At 60.1% G+C, this 17199-nt stretch carries 14 protein-coding genes; 5 read left to right on the top strand and 9 right to left on the bottom strand.

What is annotated here, in order from left to right; translation table 11 throughout:
- Positions 1 to 8 precede the first annotated feature (8 nt).
- Positions 9 to 530, bottom strand: a complete 522-nt coding sequence (locus tag N2M06_RS00740) for a cytochrome b (RefSeq protein ID WP_346351310.1) — start codon at positions 528 to 530, stop codon at positions 9 to 11.
- 190 nt (positions 531 to 720) lie between these two features.
- The gene (gene typA / locus N2M06_RS00735) at positions 721 to 2556 is read right to left on the bottom strand and encodes a translational GTPase TypA (RefSeq protein ID WP_346351309.1); all 1836 of its coding nucleotides are present in this window, start codon (positions 2554 to 2556) and stop codon (positions 721 to 723) included.
- 470 nt (positions 2557 to 3026) lie between these two features.
- Here typA and glnA point away from each other — a divergent pair, with 470 nt between their 5' ends.
- Positions 3027 to 4430: a glutamate--ammonia ligase gene (gene glnA, locus N2M06_RS00730; RefSeq protein ID WP_317074097.1), complete on the top strand. Its 1404-nt coding sequence runs from the start codon at positions 3027 to 3029 to the stop codon at positions 4428 to 4430.
- A 225-nt stretch (positions 4431 to 4655) separates the two neighbouring features.
- Here the strand turns inward: glnA and N2M06_RS00725 are convergent, their stop codons facing one another.
- From N2M06_RS00725 to slyA, 3 genes are read right to left on the bottom strand one after another with little or no spacing between them, the layout of a single operon-like run.
- Entirely contained in the window at positions 4656 to 5669 is a 1014-nt protein-coding gene (locus N2M06_RS00725) for a DUF2955 domain-containing protein (RefSeq protein ID WP_317074098.1), read from the bottom strand.
- A 5-nt stretch (positions 5670 to 5674) separates the two neighbouring features.
- Positions 5675 to 6724, bottom strand: a complete 1050-nt coding sequence (locus N2M06_RS00720) for an HlyD family secretion protein (RefSeq protein WP_346351308.1) — start codon at positions 6722 to 6724, stop codon at positions 5675 to 5677.
- Positions 6721 to 7170, bottom strand: a complete 450-nt coding sequence (gene slyA, locus N2M06_RS00715; RefSeq protein WP_346351307.1) for a transcriptional regulator SlyA — start codon at positions 7168 to 7170, stop codon at positions 6721 to 6723. Before slyA ends, N2M06_RS00720 begins: the two co-directional genes overlap by 4 nt.
- A gap of 207 nt (positions 7171 to 7377) precedes the next feature.
- Between slyA and glnL the strand changes: the two genes are divergently transcribed.
- Genes glnL through add form a run of 3 tightly spaced genes read left to right on the top strand, consistent with a single transcriptional unit; the run spans position 7378 to position 10910 of the window.
- Positions 7378 to 8427 carry a nitrogen regulation protein NR(II) gene (gene glnL / locus N2M06_RS00710; RefSeq protein ID WP_346351306.1) on the top strand — a complete coding sequence of 350 codons (1050 nt, stop codon included), beginning with the start codon at positions 7378 to 7380 and terminating at the stop codon, positions 8425 to 8427.
- Positions 8428 to 8438: 11 nt separating this feature from the next.
- Positions 8439 to 9872 (top strand): nitrogen regulation protein NR(I), encoded by a 1434-nt coding sequence (glnG, locus tag N2M06_RS00705; protein ID WP_346351305.1) that lies wholly within the window; start codon positions 8439 to 8441, stop codon positions 9870 to 9872.
- Between the two features lie 33 nt (positions 9873 to 9905).
- Positions 9906 to 10910 carry an adenosine deaminase gene (add, locus tag N2M06_RS00700; protein WP_019934684.1) on the top strand — a complete coding sequence of 335 codons (1005 nt, stop codon included), beginning with the start codon at positions 9906 to 9908 and terminating at the stop codon, positions 10908 to 10910.
- Positions 10911 to 10963: 53 nt separating this feature from the next.
- Here the strand turns inward: add and N2M06_RS00695 are convergent, their stop codons facing one another.
- From N2M06_RS00695 to N2M06_RS00685, 3 genes are read right to left on the bottom strand one after another with little or no spacing between them, the layout of a single operon-like run.
- Entirely contained in the window at positions 10964 to 11671 is a 708-nt protein-coding gene (locus tag N2M06_RS00695; RefSeq protein ID WP_019934683.1) for a sulfite exporter TauE/SafE family protein, read from the bottom strand.
- The gene (locus N2M06_RS00690) at positions 11668 to 13080 is read right to left on the bottom strand and encodes an amidohydrolase family protein (protein WP_346351304.1); all 1413 of its coding nucleotides are present in this window, start codon (positions 13078 to 13080) and stop codon (positions 11668 to 11670) included. The genes N2M06_RS00695 and N2M06_RS00690 overlap by 4 nt, the downstream gene beginning before the upstream one ends.
- Before the next feature lie 50 nt (positions 13081 to 13130).
- A complete protein-coding gene (locus tag N2M06_RS00685) occupies positions 13131 to 14483 on the bottom strand; it encodes a solute carrier family 23 protein (RefSeq protein ID WP_346351303.1) in 1353 nt (450 codons plus the stop codon).
- 308 nt (positions 14484 to 14791) lie between these two features.
- Here N2M06_RS00685 and N2M06_RS00680 point away from each other — a divergent pair, with 308 nt between their 5' ends.
- Entirely contained in the window at positions 14792 to 15823 is a 1032-nt protein-coding gene (locus N2M06_RS00680; protein ID WP_346351302.1) for a LacI family DNA-binding transcriptional regulator, read from the top strand.
- 1 nt (position 15824) lies between these two features.
- Here the strand turns inward: N2M06_RS00680 and hemN are convergent, their stop codons facing one another.
- Entirely contained in the window at positions 15825 to 17192 is a 1368-nt protein-coding gene (gene hemN / locus N2M06_RS00675) for an oxygen-independent coproporphyrinogen III oxidase (protein ID WP_346351301.1), read from the bottom strand.
- Positions 17193 to 17199 lie beyond the last annotated feature (7 nt).

Here is a 17199-nt window from a genome sequence, read left to right as displayed (position 1 = left end):
GAAAAGGCTTACAGCATGCGTTTCAGTGTCTGGTCGCGGTCAAACCAGTGATGTTTAAGGGCCGCCAGGGCATGCAATGCCACCAGGCCAATCAGCGACCAGGCGCAGATTTCATGAATAAGCCCGGCTACATCTTCCTGATTTTCAAAGGCAGTAAACAAGGCCGGAATATCAAACCAGCCAAAAAACGAAGTGGGCCTGTTATCGGAGGTGGCCACCAGATAACCACTGATAAACAACCCGAACAATAATAAGTACAGCACCCAGTGCATCAGGTGAGCCAGCCGCTGCTCCCAGGCCTTGTGGCTGGCCAGCGGCGCGGGCTGAGCGCTAAACCAGCGGCTCAGCAGGCGCAGCACTATCAGGCCGGCCAGCAAAAAGCCCACGCTTTTATGCCAGTACGGTAATACCTGATAGAGCGGATCGTAATAACCCAGGCTGCGCATCCATAACCCCACCCCAAACAGGCCAAATACCAGCAGGGCGGTGAGCCAGTGAAAAAGGCGCATTGTAATTGAATATTTCTGCATGAATGGCTTCTCCTGCGCTGCCATAAGCAGCCATGCAATCAACTGTGTATGATTATTACTCTCAAGTCTAATCCCTTTGACTAAAAATCAAAGCGACCTTTACTGGCTTTGAGGTTCAAATTATTTGAATAAATTTCCCATAAAAAAAGAGGACGCCGAAGCGTCCTCTTGTATGTTCACTGAAGTCTTATCAGCCGCGGCCGGCGCGCTTACGCTCGTTTTCGGTCAGCAGACGCTTACGAATACGAATATGGTTGGGAGTAACCTCTACCAGCTCGTCGTCGTCGATAAATTCCAGTGCCTGCTCCAGGGTCATTTTGATCGGCGGCACCAGGGTCAGCGCCTCATCGGTGCCGGCGGCACGAATGTTGGTCAGCTGCTTGCCCTTGAGGCAGTTTACAGTCAGGTCGTTGGAGCGGTTATGAATGCCGATGATCATGCCTTCATACACTTCGGTGGCATGCTCGATAAACAGACGGCCACGCTCCTGCAGGTTGAACAGCGCATAAGCCAGCGCCTTGCCCTTGCCATTGGAGATCAGTACACCGTTGTTGCGCTGACCAATGTTACCACCCTTATGCGGACCATAATGGTCAAAGGTGTGATACATCAGGCCGGAGCCGGAGGTCAGGGTCATAAACTCGGTCTGAAAGCCGATCAGGCCCCGGGCCGGAATCATAAAGTCGATGCGCACGCGACCCTTGCCATCCGGCACCATGTCGGTCATTTCGGCCTTGCGCTCACCCAGTTTCTCCATAATGGAGCCCTGGCTGTCTTCTTCAATGTCTACGGTCAGGGTTTCAAAGGGTTCAAGCAACTCGCCGTTTTCTTCTTTCAGAATTACTTCAGGGCGGGATACCGCCAGCTCAAAGCCTTCACGACGCATGTTCTCGATCAGAATGCCCAGATGCAGCTCACCCCGGCCGGACACGCGGAACTTGTCGGGATCGCCGGTTTCTTCTACCCGCAGGGCCACGTTGTGCACCAGTTCCTGGGTCAGACGCTCCAGAATGTTACGTGACGTCACGAACTTACCGTCCTGACCGGCAAACGGTGAGGTGTTCACCTGGAAGGTCATGGTCACGGTAGGCTCATCCACCGACAGCGGCGGCAGCGCTTCCACGGCACCGGCAGCACAGACGGTATCGGAGATTTTCAGCTCACCCAGACCGGTAATGGCCACTATGTCGCCGGCAGAGGCTTCGGTCACATCGTGACGCTGCAGGCCCAGATAACCCATTACCTGGCCCACTTTACCGTTGCGGGTTTTGCCATCGGCACCGATCACGGTCACCTGCTGGTTTACCTTGACGGTACCGCGCTTGATGCGGCCCACGCCGATAACACCCACATAGGAGGAGTAATCGAGCTGGGAGATCTGCATCTGCATGGAACCTTCCGGGTCCGCGTCGGGTACCGGCACCTGATCCACTATGGTCTGGAACAGGGTGGTCATGTCTTCGGTGCGCTCATCGGCGTCGAGCGAAGCCCAGCCATTCAGGCCGGAGGCGTACACCACCTGAAAGTCGAGCTGATCATCAGTAGCACCCAGGTTGTCGAACAGATCAAATACCTGATCCATTACCCAATCGGGACGGGCACCGGGCTTGTCTACCTTGTTGATGATAACGATGGGCTTGAGACCCTGAGCAAACGCCTTTTGAGTAACAAAACGGGTTTGCGGCATGGGGCCTTCCTGCGCGTCTACCAGCAACAGCACAGAGTCCACCATCGACATTACCCGCTCTACTTCACCGCCGAAGTCGGCGTGTCCGGGGGTGTCTACAATGTTGATGCGGTATTCCTGACCTTCGGGAGAAGTCCAGCGAATGGCGGTGTTTTTGGCCAGAATGGTAATACCGCGCTCACGCTCGATATCGTTGGAGTCCATCACCCGCTCTTCGGCTTCGCCACGGCTTTCCAGGGTGCCGGACTGCTGCAGCAGCTTGTCGACCAGGGTGGTTTTACCGTGGTCAACGTGCGCGATAATGGCAATGTTTCTCAGATTATTGATTTCAGCTGACATTAAGTTCTTTCGCTCGCATATTTTGAGGCGGGCACAGGCGGTGCAGCCGCTCTCTGAAGGTGTCCGGCGCCAATAACTGCAGCGGACCCAAATAAAAAAGGGCTGCAAATTGTACACGCTTTAGCCGCTTCAATATACGCTTTTCTCATTTTTCATACATGGGGTGCGCTGACGTGCCGACAAAGCAGACCCGAAACGATCCTTGTTTTCTCCATGAATGGTATTATGCAGCAAGATGAAAGACGTCTGGCTGCACCAGAATGGCGCAGCCGGATAAGATCGCACTAAAAAGACTCACCAACGCACCAAATTGGTGCAATGCAAAAGATGAAGAATACAGAACCGTAATATTTAATGCTTAAATTACAAAAGCTTAGCAAGATGGCACGGTTCTGGCTTAAGAAATCACAACTGATGAATTTGTTCATCAGACCCTGGATGTTAATTTTTGGAGGTCGAAACCCATGTCAATTGAATCCGTAATGGACATGATCAAGGAACACGATGTCAAATTCATCGATATGCGCTTTACCGATATCAAAGGCAAAGAGCAGCACATCAGCCTGCCGGTAAGCCAGGTAAACGATGACTTCTTTGAAGAAGGCAAGATGTTTGACGGCTCATCCATGACCGCATGGAAGACCATTCACGAGTCAGACATGGTGCTGATGCCGGATCCGTCTACTGCCGTGATGGACCCCTTCACCGAAGATGCCACCCTCAATATTCGCTGTGACGTGCTCGAGCCTGCCACCATGCAGGGCTACGACCGTGATCCCCGCTCCATTGCCCGCCGCGCCGAGGAATATCTGGTGTCTACCGGCATTGCCGATACCGTGCTGATTGGCCCGGAGCCGGAATTCTTCATGTTCGACGACGTGCGTTTTCATACCGACATGGCCGGCAGCTTTTTCAAGGTGGACGACTCCGAAGCCAAGTGGAACTCAGGCCGTGATTATGCCGAAGGCAACAAGGGCCACCGCCCCGGCGTAAAAGGCGGTTATTTCCCGGTAGCTCCCATCGACTCTTCCCACGACATTCGCTCTGCCATGTGTCTGGTAATGGAAGAAATGGGTCTGGTAGTGGAAGCGCACCACCACGAGGTGGCTACCGCCGGCCAGAACGAAATTGCCTGCAAATTCAACACCCTGACCAAAAAAGCCGACGAAATTCAGATCTACAAATACGTAGTGCATAACGTGGCTCACGCCTTTAACAAGACCGCCACCTTTATGCCCAAGCCACTGGTAGGTGATAACGGCTCCGGCATGCATGTGCACCAGTCTCTGGGCAAAAACGGCGAAAACCTGTTTGCCGGTGATCTGTACGGCGGCCTGTCGGAAATGGCGCTGTACTATATCGGCGGCATTATCAAGCACGCCCGCGCCCTGAACGCCATCACCAACCCGGCCACCAACTCCTATCGTCGTCTGGTGCCCGGCTTTGAAGCCCCGGTGATGCTGGCCTACTCCGCCCGCAACCGCTCTGCGTCCATTCGGATTCCGCTGGTGGGCTCACCCAAGGCCCGTCGCATCGAGACCCGCTTCCCGGATCCGGCCGCCAACCCCTACCTGTGCTTCGCGGCTCTGCTGATGGCCGGCCTGGACGGTATTCAGAACAAGATCCACCCGGGCGATGCCATGGACAAGGATCTGTACGACCTGCCCGCCGAAGAAGCTGCCGAGATCCCGACCGTGGCCACCTCGCTGGACAACGCCCTGGACAACCTGGATCAGGATCGCGAATTCCTGACCCGCGGCGGCGTCTTCTCCGACGAGTTCATCGATGCCTACATCAAGCACAAGCGCGTGGAAACCGAGACCATCAATATGGCGGTACACCCGCTGGAGTTTGACCTGTACTACTCCGTTTAACTGAATAGCTGAAAGCGAAAAGCTGGAAGTGAAAAGCCCGGGAAACCGGGCTTTTTTGTTTTTACTTCCGGCTTGCAGGGCACGCCGATATTGCCCGAAGCAGCAGCGGGGATTATCGAAGCCGACCGTCAAATGTCATGGATGACATTTGCCGAGCGCCCCATGGATGGGCTCGAAGCGTGTCGGCGGAGTGCAACCGCGCTGCTGCTTCGCTGTGCACAAATTTCAAAGAACCTGATGCCGGGTAGACGGAAACAGATTAAGCAGTTTATGCACCAGATAGACGCAGCACAGGGTCACCAGAATGGCGATCGTCATTGAGCTCATGCGATAGAGGGCGCTGAACACCAGATCATGCTCCGGCGAGACATACTGGCCGAACAGAATGCCCACCGTGGTCAGGCCGGCAAAGCCGATGCCGGGCATGGCCTCCCTAGCATGCAGCCGGGCAAACACCATGGCGCAAATCCAGAACGCCAACCCCAGCAGCAACAGGTTGTGGTAATGGTCATACAGCACCAGCTGAAACAACAGGCCCGCCGAGCAGCCCAGCAGGGTGCCAATGCAGCGGGCCCGGCCCGAGACCACGGCACCGGCATAGCTCATGGGAAACAACACCAGCACGGTAGCCGCCTGAGCCGACAGCGAGTCCACCAGATCCACCATCTGAAACACCACAAAACTGAAGGTGGCCACTATGGCGCCCAGCAGGGCCTGATGGCGCAGCACATTGTCGCTTTTTTCCGGCAGTGCCCGGGCCACCGGCGGCTCACGGTTTGGCAGCAGGGCATAGAGCAGGGCCGCCACCGCCACCGACAAACAGGACGCCGCTATATTGCTGGCGGCCATATCGGCCAGATGAAACTGCGGGTAGCTGGCAAAGTGCAGCATAATGCTGAGGCTGACACAGCCGCTGGCACCAAACAGCATCAGCGGTCCTTTGGCCATCAGATAAAAGCGCCATAAAAACAGCATAAACACCACCAGGGTATAAACCGGTGGCCAGTGCCCCAGCAGACCCGGCAGCAGCATCACCTCCAGCGAGGTAAGCACAGACGAGCCGATAAACTGCAGCACCACAAAGCGGTTGAATACCGGCACCATGCCCAGCAGCAGCATGGGATAAACGGTAAAAAACACCCCCATCTGGGAGTCGGTTATCTTGGCAATCAGCATGCCCACGGTGCTGCCAAGAGCAACGCGTAAACAGCCCCTGAGTTTATCGTCGGTAAAGGTCATGGCGCTTAATACAGATAACGGAACTGACTGACCAGCCACAGCTGCACCCAGCCAAGACCATGCAGCCAGCTGCCCGACTCGGGAAACAACTGCACCGTGGCCCGGGCACCGGTGGCCAGGCCCGGCACCGGCTCGTCCAGGGCAATATGCACCCGCAGGCGCTGGGCATCGCGCACCCAACGGTCGGAGTTTTCCGGTTGCACCAGCTGGCCGTCGGCCTGCTGCTGACCATGACGCACGCCGCTGTCGATGCTGCTGACATGGGCATCAAAAATTTGTCCGGGCAGGGCATCAAACACCACCCCGGCTTTGGTGCCGGCAGTCACATGACGCAGGGTTTTTTCCCGCAGGTCGGCAAGCACCGTCAATTCGTTGGAAATCAGCGCCAGCAGCGGCTGGCCGGCCTGAGCCTGTACGCCTTCCTGCAATTGCAGATTACCGATACGACCGGCCATTTCTGCCTTGACCCGAGTGCGCTGCAGCGCCAGCCGGGCCTGCTCATGGGCATTGTTGGCCTGCTTGTGAGCCAGTTCGGCGGCCGCCAGCGCCTGTCTGGCTTCCTGCTGCCGCGCCTGTACCGCCTGCAGCGCACTGCTGGCCTGCTGTGCCTGATTACGGGCCTGCTCCGCCTGCTGCACCGACATATGCCCCAGCCGGTGCAGCCGCTCCAGGCGACTGGCCTCACGGGAGAGCTCTTCGGCCCGCAGCCGGGCCTGCTCTGCTTCAGCCTTTATGCCGGCCATGGCCGCCTGTAGCCGCTCTCTGTCGGCGCTGGCCAGCTGCTGCTGTAATGCCGCCCTGTCCAGCGCCAGCTGATAGTCGGTGTCGTCCAGGGTAAACAGCAGATCACCGGCCTTTACCGGCTGATTATTGCTGACCGCTACCCGCTCCACCTGCCCCGCGACTCTGGGTGCCACCGACAGCACGGGTCTGTGCGCCTGCGCCTGGGGCGTGATGGGAGCGAAGTTATCAATCAGCACAAAATACAGCAGCAGCACGCCAAAGGTGACCAACGCGATACGCACCCAGCGGTTAAAACTCTGCTCTGCGCTCATTCGGTCTCCTGTTTCGCGTTCAGTTGTTGGTTTATTTTTCGCAGATTGGCACTGATATGGCACACCATGCGCTCCAGCTCTGCCAGCTCGGCCTCGCTCAGCCCCTCCAGCACCTGCTGTCGAGTATGGCTCAGCACAGCATCCATTTCCGCTAACAACGGCGTGACCGCCGGCGCTAAATGCACGGTTTTGCCGCGCCTGTCGTTGGCACAGGGCCGGCGCTCCACCAGCCCCAGCTGCTCCAGCCCGTCCAGAGTGCGCACCAGAGACGGGCTTTCCACGCCCACACTGCGGGCCAGGCGGTGCTGCTGAATGCCGTCTTCCTGCTGCAGGTGAGTCAGGGTGATCCAGCGGCTCTGGGTCAGCCCCAGAGGCTTGAGCCGCTCGTCATTAATCAGCCGCCACTGGCGAACCAGTCCGGACAAGGCCATACCCAATGTTTTCATGGTGCACTCCAAATTAGTTAGCTAGCTAATTATATTCATGCTATCAATTGATGCAATAATCATCAGAGAGATCGGGCAAGCTTTTTGCAGAGTTTTATCAACGAGGCTGAAAAGCCGGTCTGATTGCACCATTTTGTGGCAACCCTGGCCCCATGGGTTACACTGTTTGCACTAAGTTGGTGCACCCGCATTCACCAAGGACAGCCTGTGAACAACCCGATCAATATTCAGACCATTATCGACAGCCAGCTTACCGCTGTGCTGGTGGTAGACGGCGATCTGGTGGTGCATTTTGCCAACACCGCCGCCGAGCAGCTGCTGACCCTGAGCAAACGCCGGCTGAAAGACGCCCGGCTGGATCAGCTGGTGGAAGACATCTCCCTTGATATGCGCCGTATTCAGCGCTGCATTGAGCTGGAGCAGAGCTTTACCAACAGTGAAGTACAAATCGTGATTGACGGCCTGCCCCGCTGGGTGGATGTGAGCGTGACCGCCTTTACCCTGAACCGGCGTATTCTGGCGCTGATGGAGCTGCGGCTGATCGACCAGCAGAAGAAAATCAGCCAGGAATTGCAGCAGCGGGCGCAGCAGCAGGCCGCCCGGGAGCTGGTGCGCGGCCTGGCCCACGAGATAAAAAACCCCCTTGGCGGTCTGCGCGGCGCGGCTCAGCTGCTGGAGCGGGAGCTGGAAAAAGAAGAACTGAAGGAATTCACTCATCTCATCATTGCCCAGGCCGATCGGCTGCGTAACCTGGTAGACCGGCTGCTGGGCCCGCAGCGTCCGGGCAAGCGGGAAGTGATCAACCTGCACTCGGTACTGGAGCAGGTGCGCCGGCTGGTGAGCATGGACATGGCCCCGGGCATCAGCCTGATGCGGGATTATGATCCCAGCATTCCCGACCTTGAAGCCGACCCCGAGCAACTGCAACAGGCGCTGCTGAATATGGTGCGCAACGCCGTTGATGCGCTGGGGGATCATGGCCACATCACCCTGCGCACCCGCACCGCCTTTCAGGTGATGCTGCAAGGCAAGCGCTACCGGCTGGCCGCCGAGATACGCATTATTGATGACGGCCCGGGCATTCCTGCCTCCCTGCAAGACACTTTGTTCTACCCCATGGTCACCGGCAAGGAAGGCGGCACCGGCCTTGGGCTGTCCATTGCTCAGGAGCTGATCCACCAGCACCAGGGCCATATTGAGTGCCAGAGCCGGCCCGGACATACCGAATTTATTATTTATCTGCCACTATCACGATAGGAGCACTTTTTATGGCTGAAATGATTTGGGTCGTCGATGACGACAGCTCCATTCGCTGGGTACTGGAACGGGCGCTGGCACAGGCCGGCTTTGAGAGCCGCAGTTTTGAAGATGGCGAAAGCGTACTCGATGCCCTGAGCTCGGCTCAGCCCCAGGTAGTGATCTCCGATATTCGCATGGGCGGCATGGACGGCCTGACGTTGCTGGGAGCCATTCATCAGCGCGTACCCGGCCTGCCGGTGATTATCATGACCGCCCATTCCGATCTCGACAGCGCGGTCAACGCCTATCAGCACGGGGCGTTTGAATATTTGCCCAAACCCTTTGATATCGACGATGCCGTGGCCCTGGTGCAGCGGGCCGTAGCCTTTGTAAAGGAAAGCCGGCACAAGCTGCCCACCGGGCAGGCAGAGACGGTGCGCACCCCGGAAATTATCGGTGAAGCGCCGGCCATGCAGGAAGTGTTTCGCGCCATTGGCCGGCTGGCCCGTTCTTCCATTTCGGTATTGATTAACGGCCAGAGCGGCACCGGCAAGGAGCTGGTGGCCCACGCCCTGCACAAGCACAGCCCCAGGGCAGCACAGCCCTTTATTGCCCTGAACATGGCGGCCATTCCCAAGGATTTGATCGAATCTGAACTGTTCGGCCATGAAAAGGGGGCCTTTACCGGTGCCAACAGCGTGCGCCGGGGCCGCTTTGAGCAGGCCGACGGCGGCACTCTGTTTCTGGATGAAATTGGCGATATGCCCCTGGATATTCAGACCCGGCTGCTGCGGGTGCTGGCCGACGGTCAGTTTTACCGGGTGGGAGGCCATCAGCCCATCAAGGTGGATGTGCGCATTATTGCCGCCACTCATCAGGATCTGGAAAGAAAGGTCGCCGGCGGCGACTTTCGGGAAGACCTGTTTCACCGCCTGAACGTGATCCGCGTGCATATGCCGGCCCTGAAAGAGCGGCGGGAAGATATTCCCCGGCTGGCCAGACATTTTCTTGGGCTGGCGGCGGCAGAGCTGGGGGTCGATGCCAAAACCCTGCATGCCGACACTCAGCGCCTGCTGCAGCAGTTGCCCTGGCCCGGCAATGTGCGCCAGCTGGAAAACGTGTGTCGCTGGCTGACGGTGATGGCATCGGGCCAGGAGGTGCTGGTGTCGGATCTGCCACCGGAACTGATGAAACAGGAAGCCGGGCCGGCACCCAAAGCCACAACTCAACCCACCGACTGGCGGCAGGCCCTGAAATACTGGGCGACCCATGAGCTGGCTCAGGGGCGCAAGGATCTGCTGGCAGAAGCCATGCCGGAGTTTGAGCGTATTTTACTCGACTGCGCTCTGGCCCGAAGCGGCGGCCACAAACAGGAAGCCGCCCGCCTGCTGGGCTGGGGCCGCAACACCCTGACCCGCAAGCTGAAAGAACTGCAGCCGGAAGAATCGGCCACCAAAGAGTAAGCTGTATAGTGTCATGCTTACTCAGGAGTTTTTATGATCGACCCCAGCCTGCCGCTTATCGATTTACATCGTCATCTGGACGGTAATATTCGTCCGGCCACCATACTGGAGCTGGGCCGGGCCTTTGATGTTCGCCTGCCCGGCAATACGCTGAGCGAGCTGCTGCCCCATGTGCGGGTGCAGGGCAACACGCCGGATTTATTGTCGTTTCTGGCCAAACTTGACTGGGGCGTAAAGGTGCTGGGCAATTATGATGCCTGCCGCCGGGTGGCCTATGAAAACGTGGAAGATTTGCTCAGCGCCGGCATCGACTATGCCGAGCTGCGCTTCAGCCCGGGTTATATGGCCATGAACCATGGGCTTGATCCCCAAGGGGTGGTGGAAGCGGTATGTGACGGCGTGGCGGCCGGCAGCCGGGATGTTGGCGTGCCGGTAAAACTGATTGGCATTATGAGCCGCACCTTTGGCAAAGCCGCCTGCGAGCAGGAGCTGAATGCCTGTCTGGCTCACGCCGGCAAACTGGTGGCCATGGATCTGGCCGGTGACGAAGGCGGCTTTCCCGGTGAGCTGTTTACCGGGCATTTTAACCGGGTGCGGGACGCCGGTCTCGCCGTGACCGTGCATGCCGGTGAGGCCGCCGGCAGCGCCAGCGTCTGGCAGGCGGTGCGGGAGCTGGGCGCGGTGCGCATTGGTCACGGCGTGCGGGCGGTGGAAGACGAGGCGCTGCTCGATTATCTGGCCAAGCACCACATCGGTATTGAGTCTTGCCTGACGTCCAACCTGCAGACCAGCACAGTGTCTGATCTCGCTCATCACCCCATTCACCGTTTTCTGGAAAAAGGCATTCCGGTTTGCCTGAACACGGACGACCCGGCAGTGGAAGGCATAGAGCTGCGCCATGAATACCACAGCGCTGCCAGCGCCGCCGGTCTCACCTCGCAGCAACGCCGCCAATGCCAGGAGAATGCCCTTAATATGGCCTTTATCAGCCCGGATGAAAAAGCCGCCCTGCTGCTGGCCTGCGCCGGGCGGGAATAAAAAAGGGCTGCCGACGCAGCCCCGTTTCATGTTCCTTACTTGCCGGCCCTGAATTACTGGAACAGCACCAGGGTGCCGGAGGTAAAGGCGAACAACAGCACAAAGCGGCGCAGAGACCGTGCGTCCAGCCGCCGGTGCACCAGCTGGCTCAGCACCAGACCCACCGCCAGCGCCGGCAGCAAACCGGCCACCGGCTGCAGCAGCTCGGGCTGAAGCCGGCCATTCAGCGCCAGCACCAGCAACGACACCAGCTCGCCGATCAGAAAGCAGGTAGCCACCGAGGCACGCAGGGTCGCCACCGGCATATGCTGGTACACCAGCGCCAATGGCGGGCCACCGATGCCAGTGGCGGTTTCGGTGATGCCGGTGATCACCCCGGTAGACACATAGGCCCGGCGGTTGGGCGAAAACGCCGGTGCCAGCCAGCTGGCCAGCACCGCGGCTATGGTTGACACCCCGATCAGCACATTGAGCTGATTGAGGGGCAGCACCACCAGCACCCATAGCCCGCCAAAGGTGCCTACCACCCGCCCCAGAGAAATCCACCTGGTGCCCAGTAAATCGATGGATCTGCGCTCGCGCCAGGCGATCATGGCATTGAGCGGCAGCATCAGCACCAGCAGGCTGACCGGCAGCAGCGCCGGGGCCAGCAGCCCCAGCACCGGGGCCACGATCAGCGCAAAGCCCATGCCGGTGGAGCCCTGCACAAAGGCGCCGGCGGCCACCGCCAGGGCGCTCCACAACCAGACGTCACCGGTCACGCGTGCCCCTCCTCACGCCGCCCGGCCTGCCAGTCGCGGCGGTGGGCATCGCTATAAGGGTGGATTTTCTGAATCGGTGCCCCGGACACCACTGCCTTGGCCAGCTCGTTCACCTCGGCCATCAGCGCCCGGGCGTCCCAGTCCAGCGGCCAGCCCTGCCACAGCCGCAGCCGGCCGGCGACAAACACCCCCTGGATCTGATCCCGGTTCGCCAGCCGCACCAGCTCCCAGCTCAGATCCCAGGACGGCAGCAGCTCGGGCACCTCAAGATCGACCAGCAGAAAGTCCGCCGCCTTGCCGGGAGCGATCTCGCCGGTGTTCAGCCCCAGCACCCCAGCGCCGCCACGGGTGCCCTGATCCAGCCAGGGCCAGCCGCCGCCGCAGGAAGAGTCGCCCACCGCCATGCCAAAGGCAAAGCGCTGGGCCGCCTCGGCATAGTCCAGCAGCCGAAAGCCATCGCTGCGGGTGCCGTCGGTACCCAGGGCAACGCGAATACCCAGGCTGTGCATCAGCTGAGCCTGAGCCACGGCGTTGCCCTTCCAGGCGCTGGCCACCGGGTTGTAGCTGACGGCGCTGTCGGTGTCGCGCAACATCATCAGCTCGTCAGGGGTCAGAAGGGTGGCGTGGGCCAGCAGCGCCTGGGGCCCAAGGGCTCCGGCCTTGTACAGTTGCTCCAACGGACGCAGCCCGCGCTGCTCCAGGGAGCGTTCCACCGCCACCAGGTGCTCGTTAACGTGGGTCTGAAACACTATGCCCGCCTCGGCGCACAGGGCAGAAATGCGGTGCAGCATGGCATCGGTGGCGATTTCCGGAATCGGCACCGCCAGCGACGGCGTCACCAGCGGGTTGGACTGCCAGCCGGCGATGTGCCGCTCGGCCTCGGCCAGAATGGGCGCGGCCTCCAGCACTTGGTTACCGCGCTTGTCGTTGCATACCCGGCCCAGCACACAGCGCAGCCCCGCTTCGGTGGTGGCTTGAGCGATGGCGTCCAGTCCCTCGCTGGCCCGGGTGCCCGCATCACAGACGGTGGTGAAACCACCACGCAGGGCTTCCAGCGAGGCCAGCTTGGCGGTCAGGTAAAGCATGTCCGGGGTCAGCCCCGACTCCATGGGCACCCATACCCGGCGAAAAATTTCCGACGGCTCGCCAAACACCAGCGCCTTGCCAAAGGCCTGGGTCAGATGGTGATGACTGTCGACAAAGCCGGGCATGACCAGCTTGCCCGGCAACGTCACCACCGCCACCTCAGGATGCGCGGCACGCAGGGTGGCGAGCGGGCCCACATCTTTGAAGTGCTCGCCGTCGAGCAGCACGGCGTGATCGCGTACCGGCCCTTCGGCCAGCATCAGCCACTCGGGTGCCAGCAGGCAGGGTTGTTCGAACTGTTCGGGAGCAAGTTGGGTGTTCATGTTTCTCCTTTACTGTGCTTGGCCGGGCCGCCGCTGGCCGCCCGGGAAAATCAGCGGCCCTGCAGCCGCGCCTTGTCTGCCGGCCCGGCGTCCGCCCCAGTGGATCGGCAATGAAACAGGGCGTTCATCAGGGCGGCGGTCAGTGCCCCCATGGCCACGCCGTTGCCCAGCAGGGAGGCCAGGCCGGACGGGAACTGGCTGTAGGCACCGGGCACCAGAATGGGGAACAGGCCCACCGCCAGCGCTACCGCCACCACATACATGTTGCCGTGCTGGCGCAGGTCGACCCGGCGCAGCATGTCGATGCCCATGGTGCCGACGATGGCGAACACCACCATGCCGGTGCCGCCGACCACGGCCTCGGGCACGGCGTGGATCACCCGTGCCAGGGGGGCCAGCAGGGCAAAAAGGATCAGCAACAGGCCGGACATCAGGGTGACATAGCGAGAGCGAATGCCGGTGGCCCGCACCACGCCGATGTTTTCGCCGCTGGTGATGATAAGCGAAGTGCCGAACAGGCCACCGAGCAGGGACACGGCGGCGTCGCCACGAATGGTCTTGGCCACGTCCACTTCCGGATCCAGCTTCTTGTCGACCACCTCGCCGATGGCCAGGGTCTGGCCGGTGGCTTCCACCATGGAGATCAGGCAGAAAATCATCAGCGGCAGCGACGCCACCAGATCAAACTTGGGCATGCCAAAGGGCAGCAGGGTCGGCAGGCTGAACAGCGGAAACAGCGCCAGGCCGTCGAGGGCAACGGCACCGCACAGCACCGCGACCAAAGTGCCGCCCAGCAGGCCCAGCAGGATCGCCAGCTGGCCCAGCATGCCCTTGAGCACCCGGGCAAACAGCAGGGTAAAGCCGATGGTGGCAAAGGCCAACAGCAGGTTGAGGGGATCGGCATAGCCCTCGCTACCGGCCTTGCCCACCACCAGAAAGCCCGAAATCTTGATCAGGTTGATGGCCACCAGCAGCAGCATGGTGCCCACCACCACGGACGGAAAAAACCGCAGCAGCCGGCGAAACAGCGGCAACACCAGAAAATAGAACAGCGCCGTCAGGATCACCGCCCCCGAGGCGGTGGCCACGTCGGTTTGCTGGGCCACCAGAATAAACAGGATAATGGGGGCGCCGCCGGGCAGCATGATAAACGGCAGGCGGGCACCGAAGCCGCGCCAGCCCACGGACTGCAACAGGGTGCCGAGACCGCAGACGATAAAGGTGGCGCTCAGCAGATTGATGGTCAGCTCGGGGGAAAAATCCAGCGCCGTGGCCATCAGAAACACCGAGGCGATGGGCGACGCCGCCATCACCAGTACGTGCTGCAGACCAAAGGCCAGCAGGGTTTTCAGGGGCAGCTTTTCATCAACGGGCGGAATAACGTCCTTGTGGACTTGGGACATGGTGGACTCCTGGAAAAACATGGCCGTCATGGGGGGAACCGGCACTCCAAACCCTAACCCAAATCGATTTGGGTTAGGGCAAATAATAAACCGCCATCCGCAAGGGACCACGGTGACTCCGGCACAACCACACCGGACGATTTCGGCGGAAAACCGCAACCAAATCGATTTGGCGAACAATATTCAAAGTTGAATGGCCTGTCAAGGCGACGGTTCCCAATCGAAAATGCCGGGTAAATCGATTTGGCCTCGCTCAAACTCAGCAATGGTATACTCGGCGCATCGCTCTTCAGTTCGCAGAAATTCACATGAGTTCAGCCAAAGCCGGCGCCCGGCGTCGCCTGACCATCGCCGATGTTGCCGCCGCCGCCGGGGTGTCCCGCACCACCGTCTCCCACGCCCTCAACGACCGGGGCCAGGTTGATCCCCAGACCCGGGCCCGGGTCAAGCAGGTGGCGCGCGAGCTGGGCTACAGCCCCAACCTGCGCGCCCAGCGGCTGCGCACCGGCCGCACCCACACCATCGCCCTGCTCTCCTCCATGCCCTTTGCGGTGGCCGGCGGGCCGTCCCGGCTCGGTTTTATGATGGAGGTGGCGGCGTCGGCAGCAGAAGCGGCGCTGAAACAGGGGCTGGCCCTGGTGCTGGTGCCGCCGCTGGCAGAAGCCAGGGGCCTGCTGGATGAGCTGGATGTGGACGGTGCCATCATTATCGAGCCGGTGGCCCATGACCCCCAGGTGACCCAGTTGCAGCGCCGGGGCATCAAGGTGGTGTCCATCGGCCGCCAGCCCGAGGCCGGGCCCGCCGTGCCCTATGTGGACATGCAGGCCGGCGTCACCGGCCGGTTGCTGCTGGAGCACCTGGCAGATCAGGGCGCACGCCATATTGCGCTGCTGATCGGTCAGCAGTCCCGTCACTCCTACGTGGATGTGGAGCAGGCCTACCGGGACTTTAGCGAACGTCACAGCCTGCCCTGTTTGACCATCAAGGCGGACGAAACCGGCGGTGAAGACGCCGGTGCCGAAGCCTGCCGCCGGCTGCTGGCCGACCATCCCGAACTGGACGCCATTTGTGCGCCGGTGGATGCCTTTGCGGTGGGTGCGGTGCGGGCCCTGCAGCAAGCCGGAAAGCGGGTACCGGAAGACGTGCGGGTGGTCACCCGCTATGACGGACTGCGTGCCCAGAAGTGCGAGCCGCCGCTGACGGCGGTCAATCTGCATCTGGCGGAGGTGGCCAGCCAGGCCATCGGCCTGTTGCTGGGCCATATCGGCGGCAAGGCGACGGCGGACATAGTGCAATGTCCGCCGCCCGAGCTGATTGTGCGCCCTTCTTCGGCGAACTGAATCAGATCACCCGGGAAAACTGCTGGCGGCGGGCCTGTTTGCGGGAGTGCACATCAAAGCACATGCAGATGTTGCGGATCAGCAGCCGGCCCTTGGGAGTGACGCTGATGCGACCGGCTTCACGCACCACAAGGCCGTCGTCCACAAAGGTCTGCAGCAGTTGCAGATCTTCGGCAAAGTAGTCGTCAAAGTCGATGCCGTATTGCTGTGCCAGCGGCGCAAACGCCAGCTCGAAGTTACAGATTAAGGTCTTGATCAGATCCCGGCGCAGGCAGTCATCCTCGTTCAGGGCATAACCCACTGTCTGGGCATGGCCCAATTCATCAAGCTGAGCGTAATACTGCTTCAGATCCTTGTGGTTCTGGGAGTAGGCATCGCCAATCATGCTGATGGACGAGACCCCCAGCCCCAGCAGATCACATTCACCCTGAGTGGTATAGCCCTGAAAGTTGCGGTGCAGCTTGCCGTGGCGCTGAGCCACCGCCAGGCTGTCGTCGGGCAGGGCAAAGTGATCCATGCCGATAAACTGATAGCCCTGCCCGGTAAGATAGCGAATGCTGTCCTGCAGCATAGAAAGCTTTACCGCCGGTGCCGGCATATCTTCGTCTTTCAGTTTGCGCTGGGCAGAGAAACGGCTGGGCAGGTGGGCATAGTTGAATACCGACAACCGTGCCGGCTGCATGGCCACCACCTGCTCCAGGGTATGATGAAAACTTTCCTTGGTCTGCAACGGCAGGCCGTAGATCAAATCCAGATTGGTGGACTCCAACCCCAGCTCATTGGCCCGGGCCACCAGCGCCTTGATAAAGTCGTTGTCCTGCTCCCGGTTCACCACCTTTTGCACGTCTTTATTAAAGTCCTGCACGCCCAGGCTGATGCGGTTAAAGCCTTCCGCCTTGAGCACATCGAGCAGCTCCAGCTCAATACGGCGGGGGTCAATTTCAATACTGAACTCGCCTTCATTAGCAAAGTGAAAGTGCCGGCGCAGCAGGCCGTTCAGCCGCTGAATTTGCGGTGCAGTGAGAAACGTGGGGGTGCCACCGCCCCAGTGCAGCTGGGTCACGGTGCGGCCGGAAAAACGCGGGGCCATGGCCTCGATTTCCCGCTCCAGATAGTCCAGATAGATATCGGCCTTGCCCTGATGACGGGTAATGACCTTGTTGCAGCCACAGTAGTAACAAAGCTTGTGGCAGAACGGAATATGCACATAAAGCGACAGCGGACGCTCTGGGTAGCGGGCGGCAGCGGCGTCGAACTCGGCCATGCCAAAGTCACTGTTAAACTCGAGGGCGGTAGGATAGGAAGTATACCGCGGCCCCGAGTAATTATATTTTTCGATGAGGGCCTGATCCCACTCGATGATTGACATTGTCTCC

It is taken from the genome of Oceanimonas sp. AH20CE76, assembly GCF_039654065.1.
GTDB classification, from domain to species: domain Bacteria; phylum Pseudomonadota; class Gammaproteobacteria; order Enterobacterales; family Aeromonadaceae; genus Oceanimonas; species Oceanimonas smirnovii.
The sequence above is the reverse complement of the archived record's forward strand: the minus strand, read 5'-3'. Positions and strand labels throughout refer to the sequence as shown.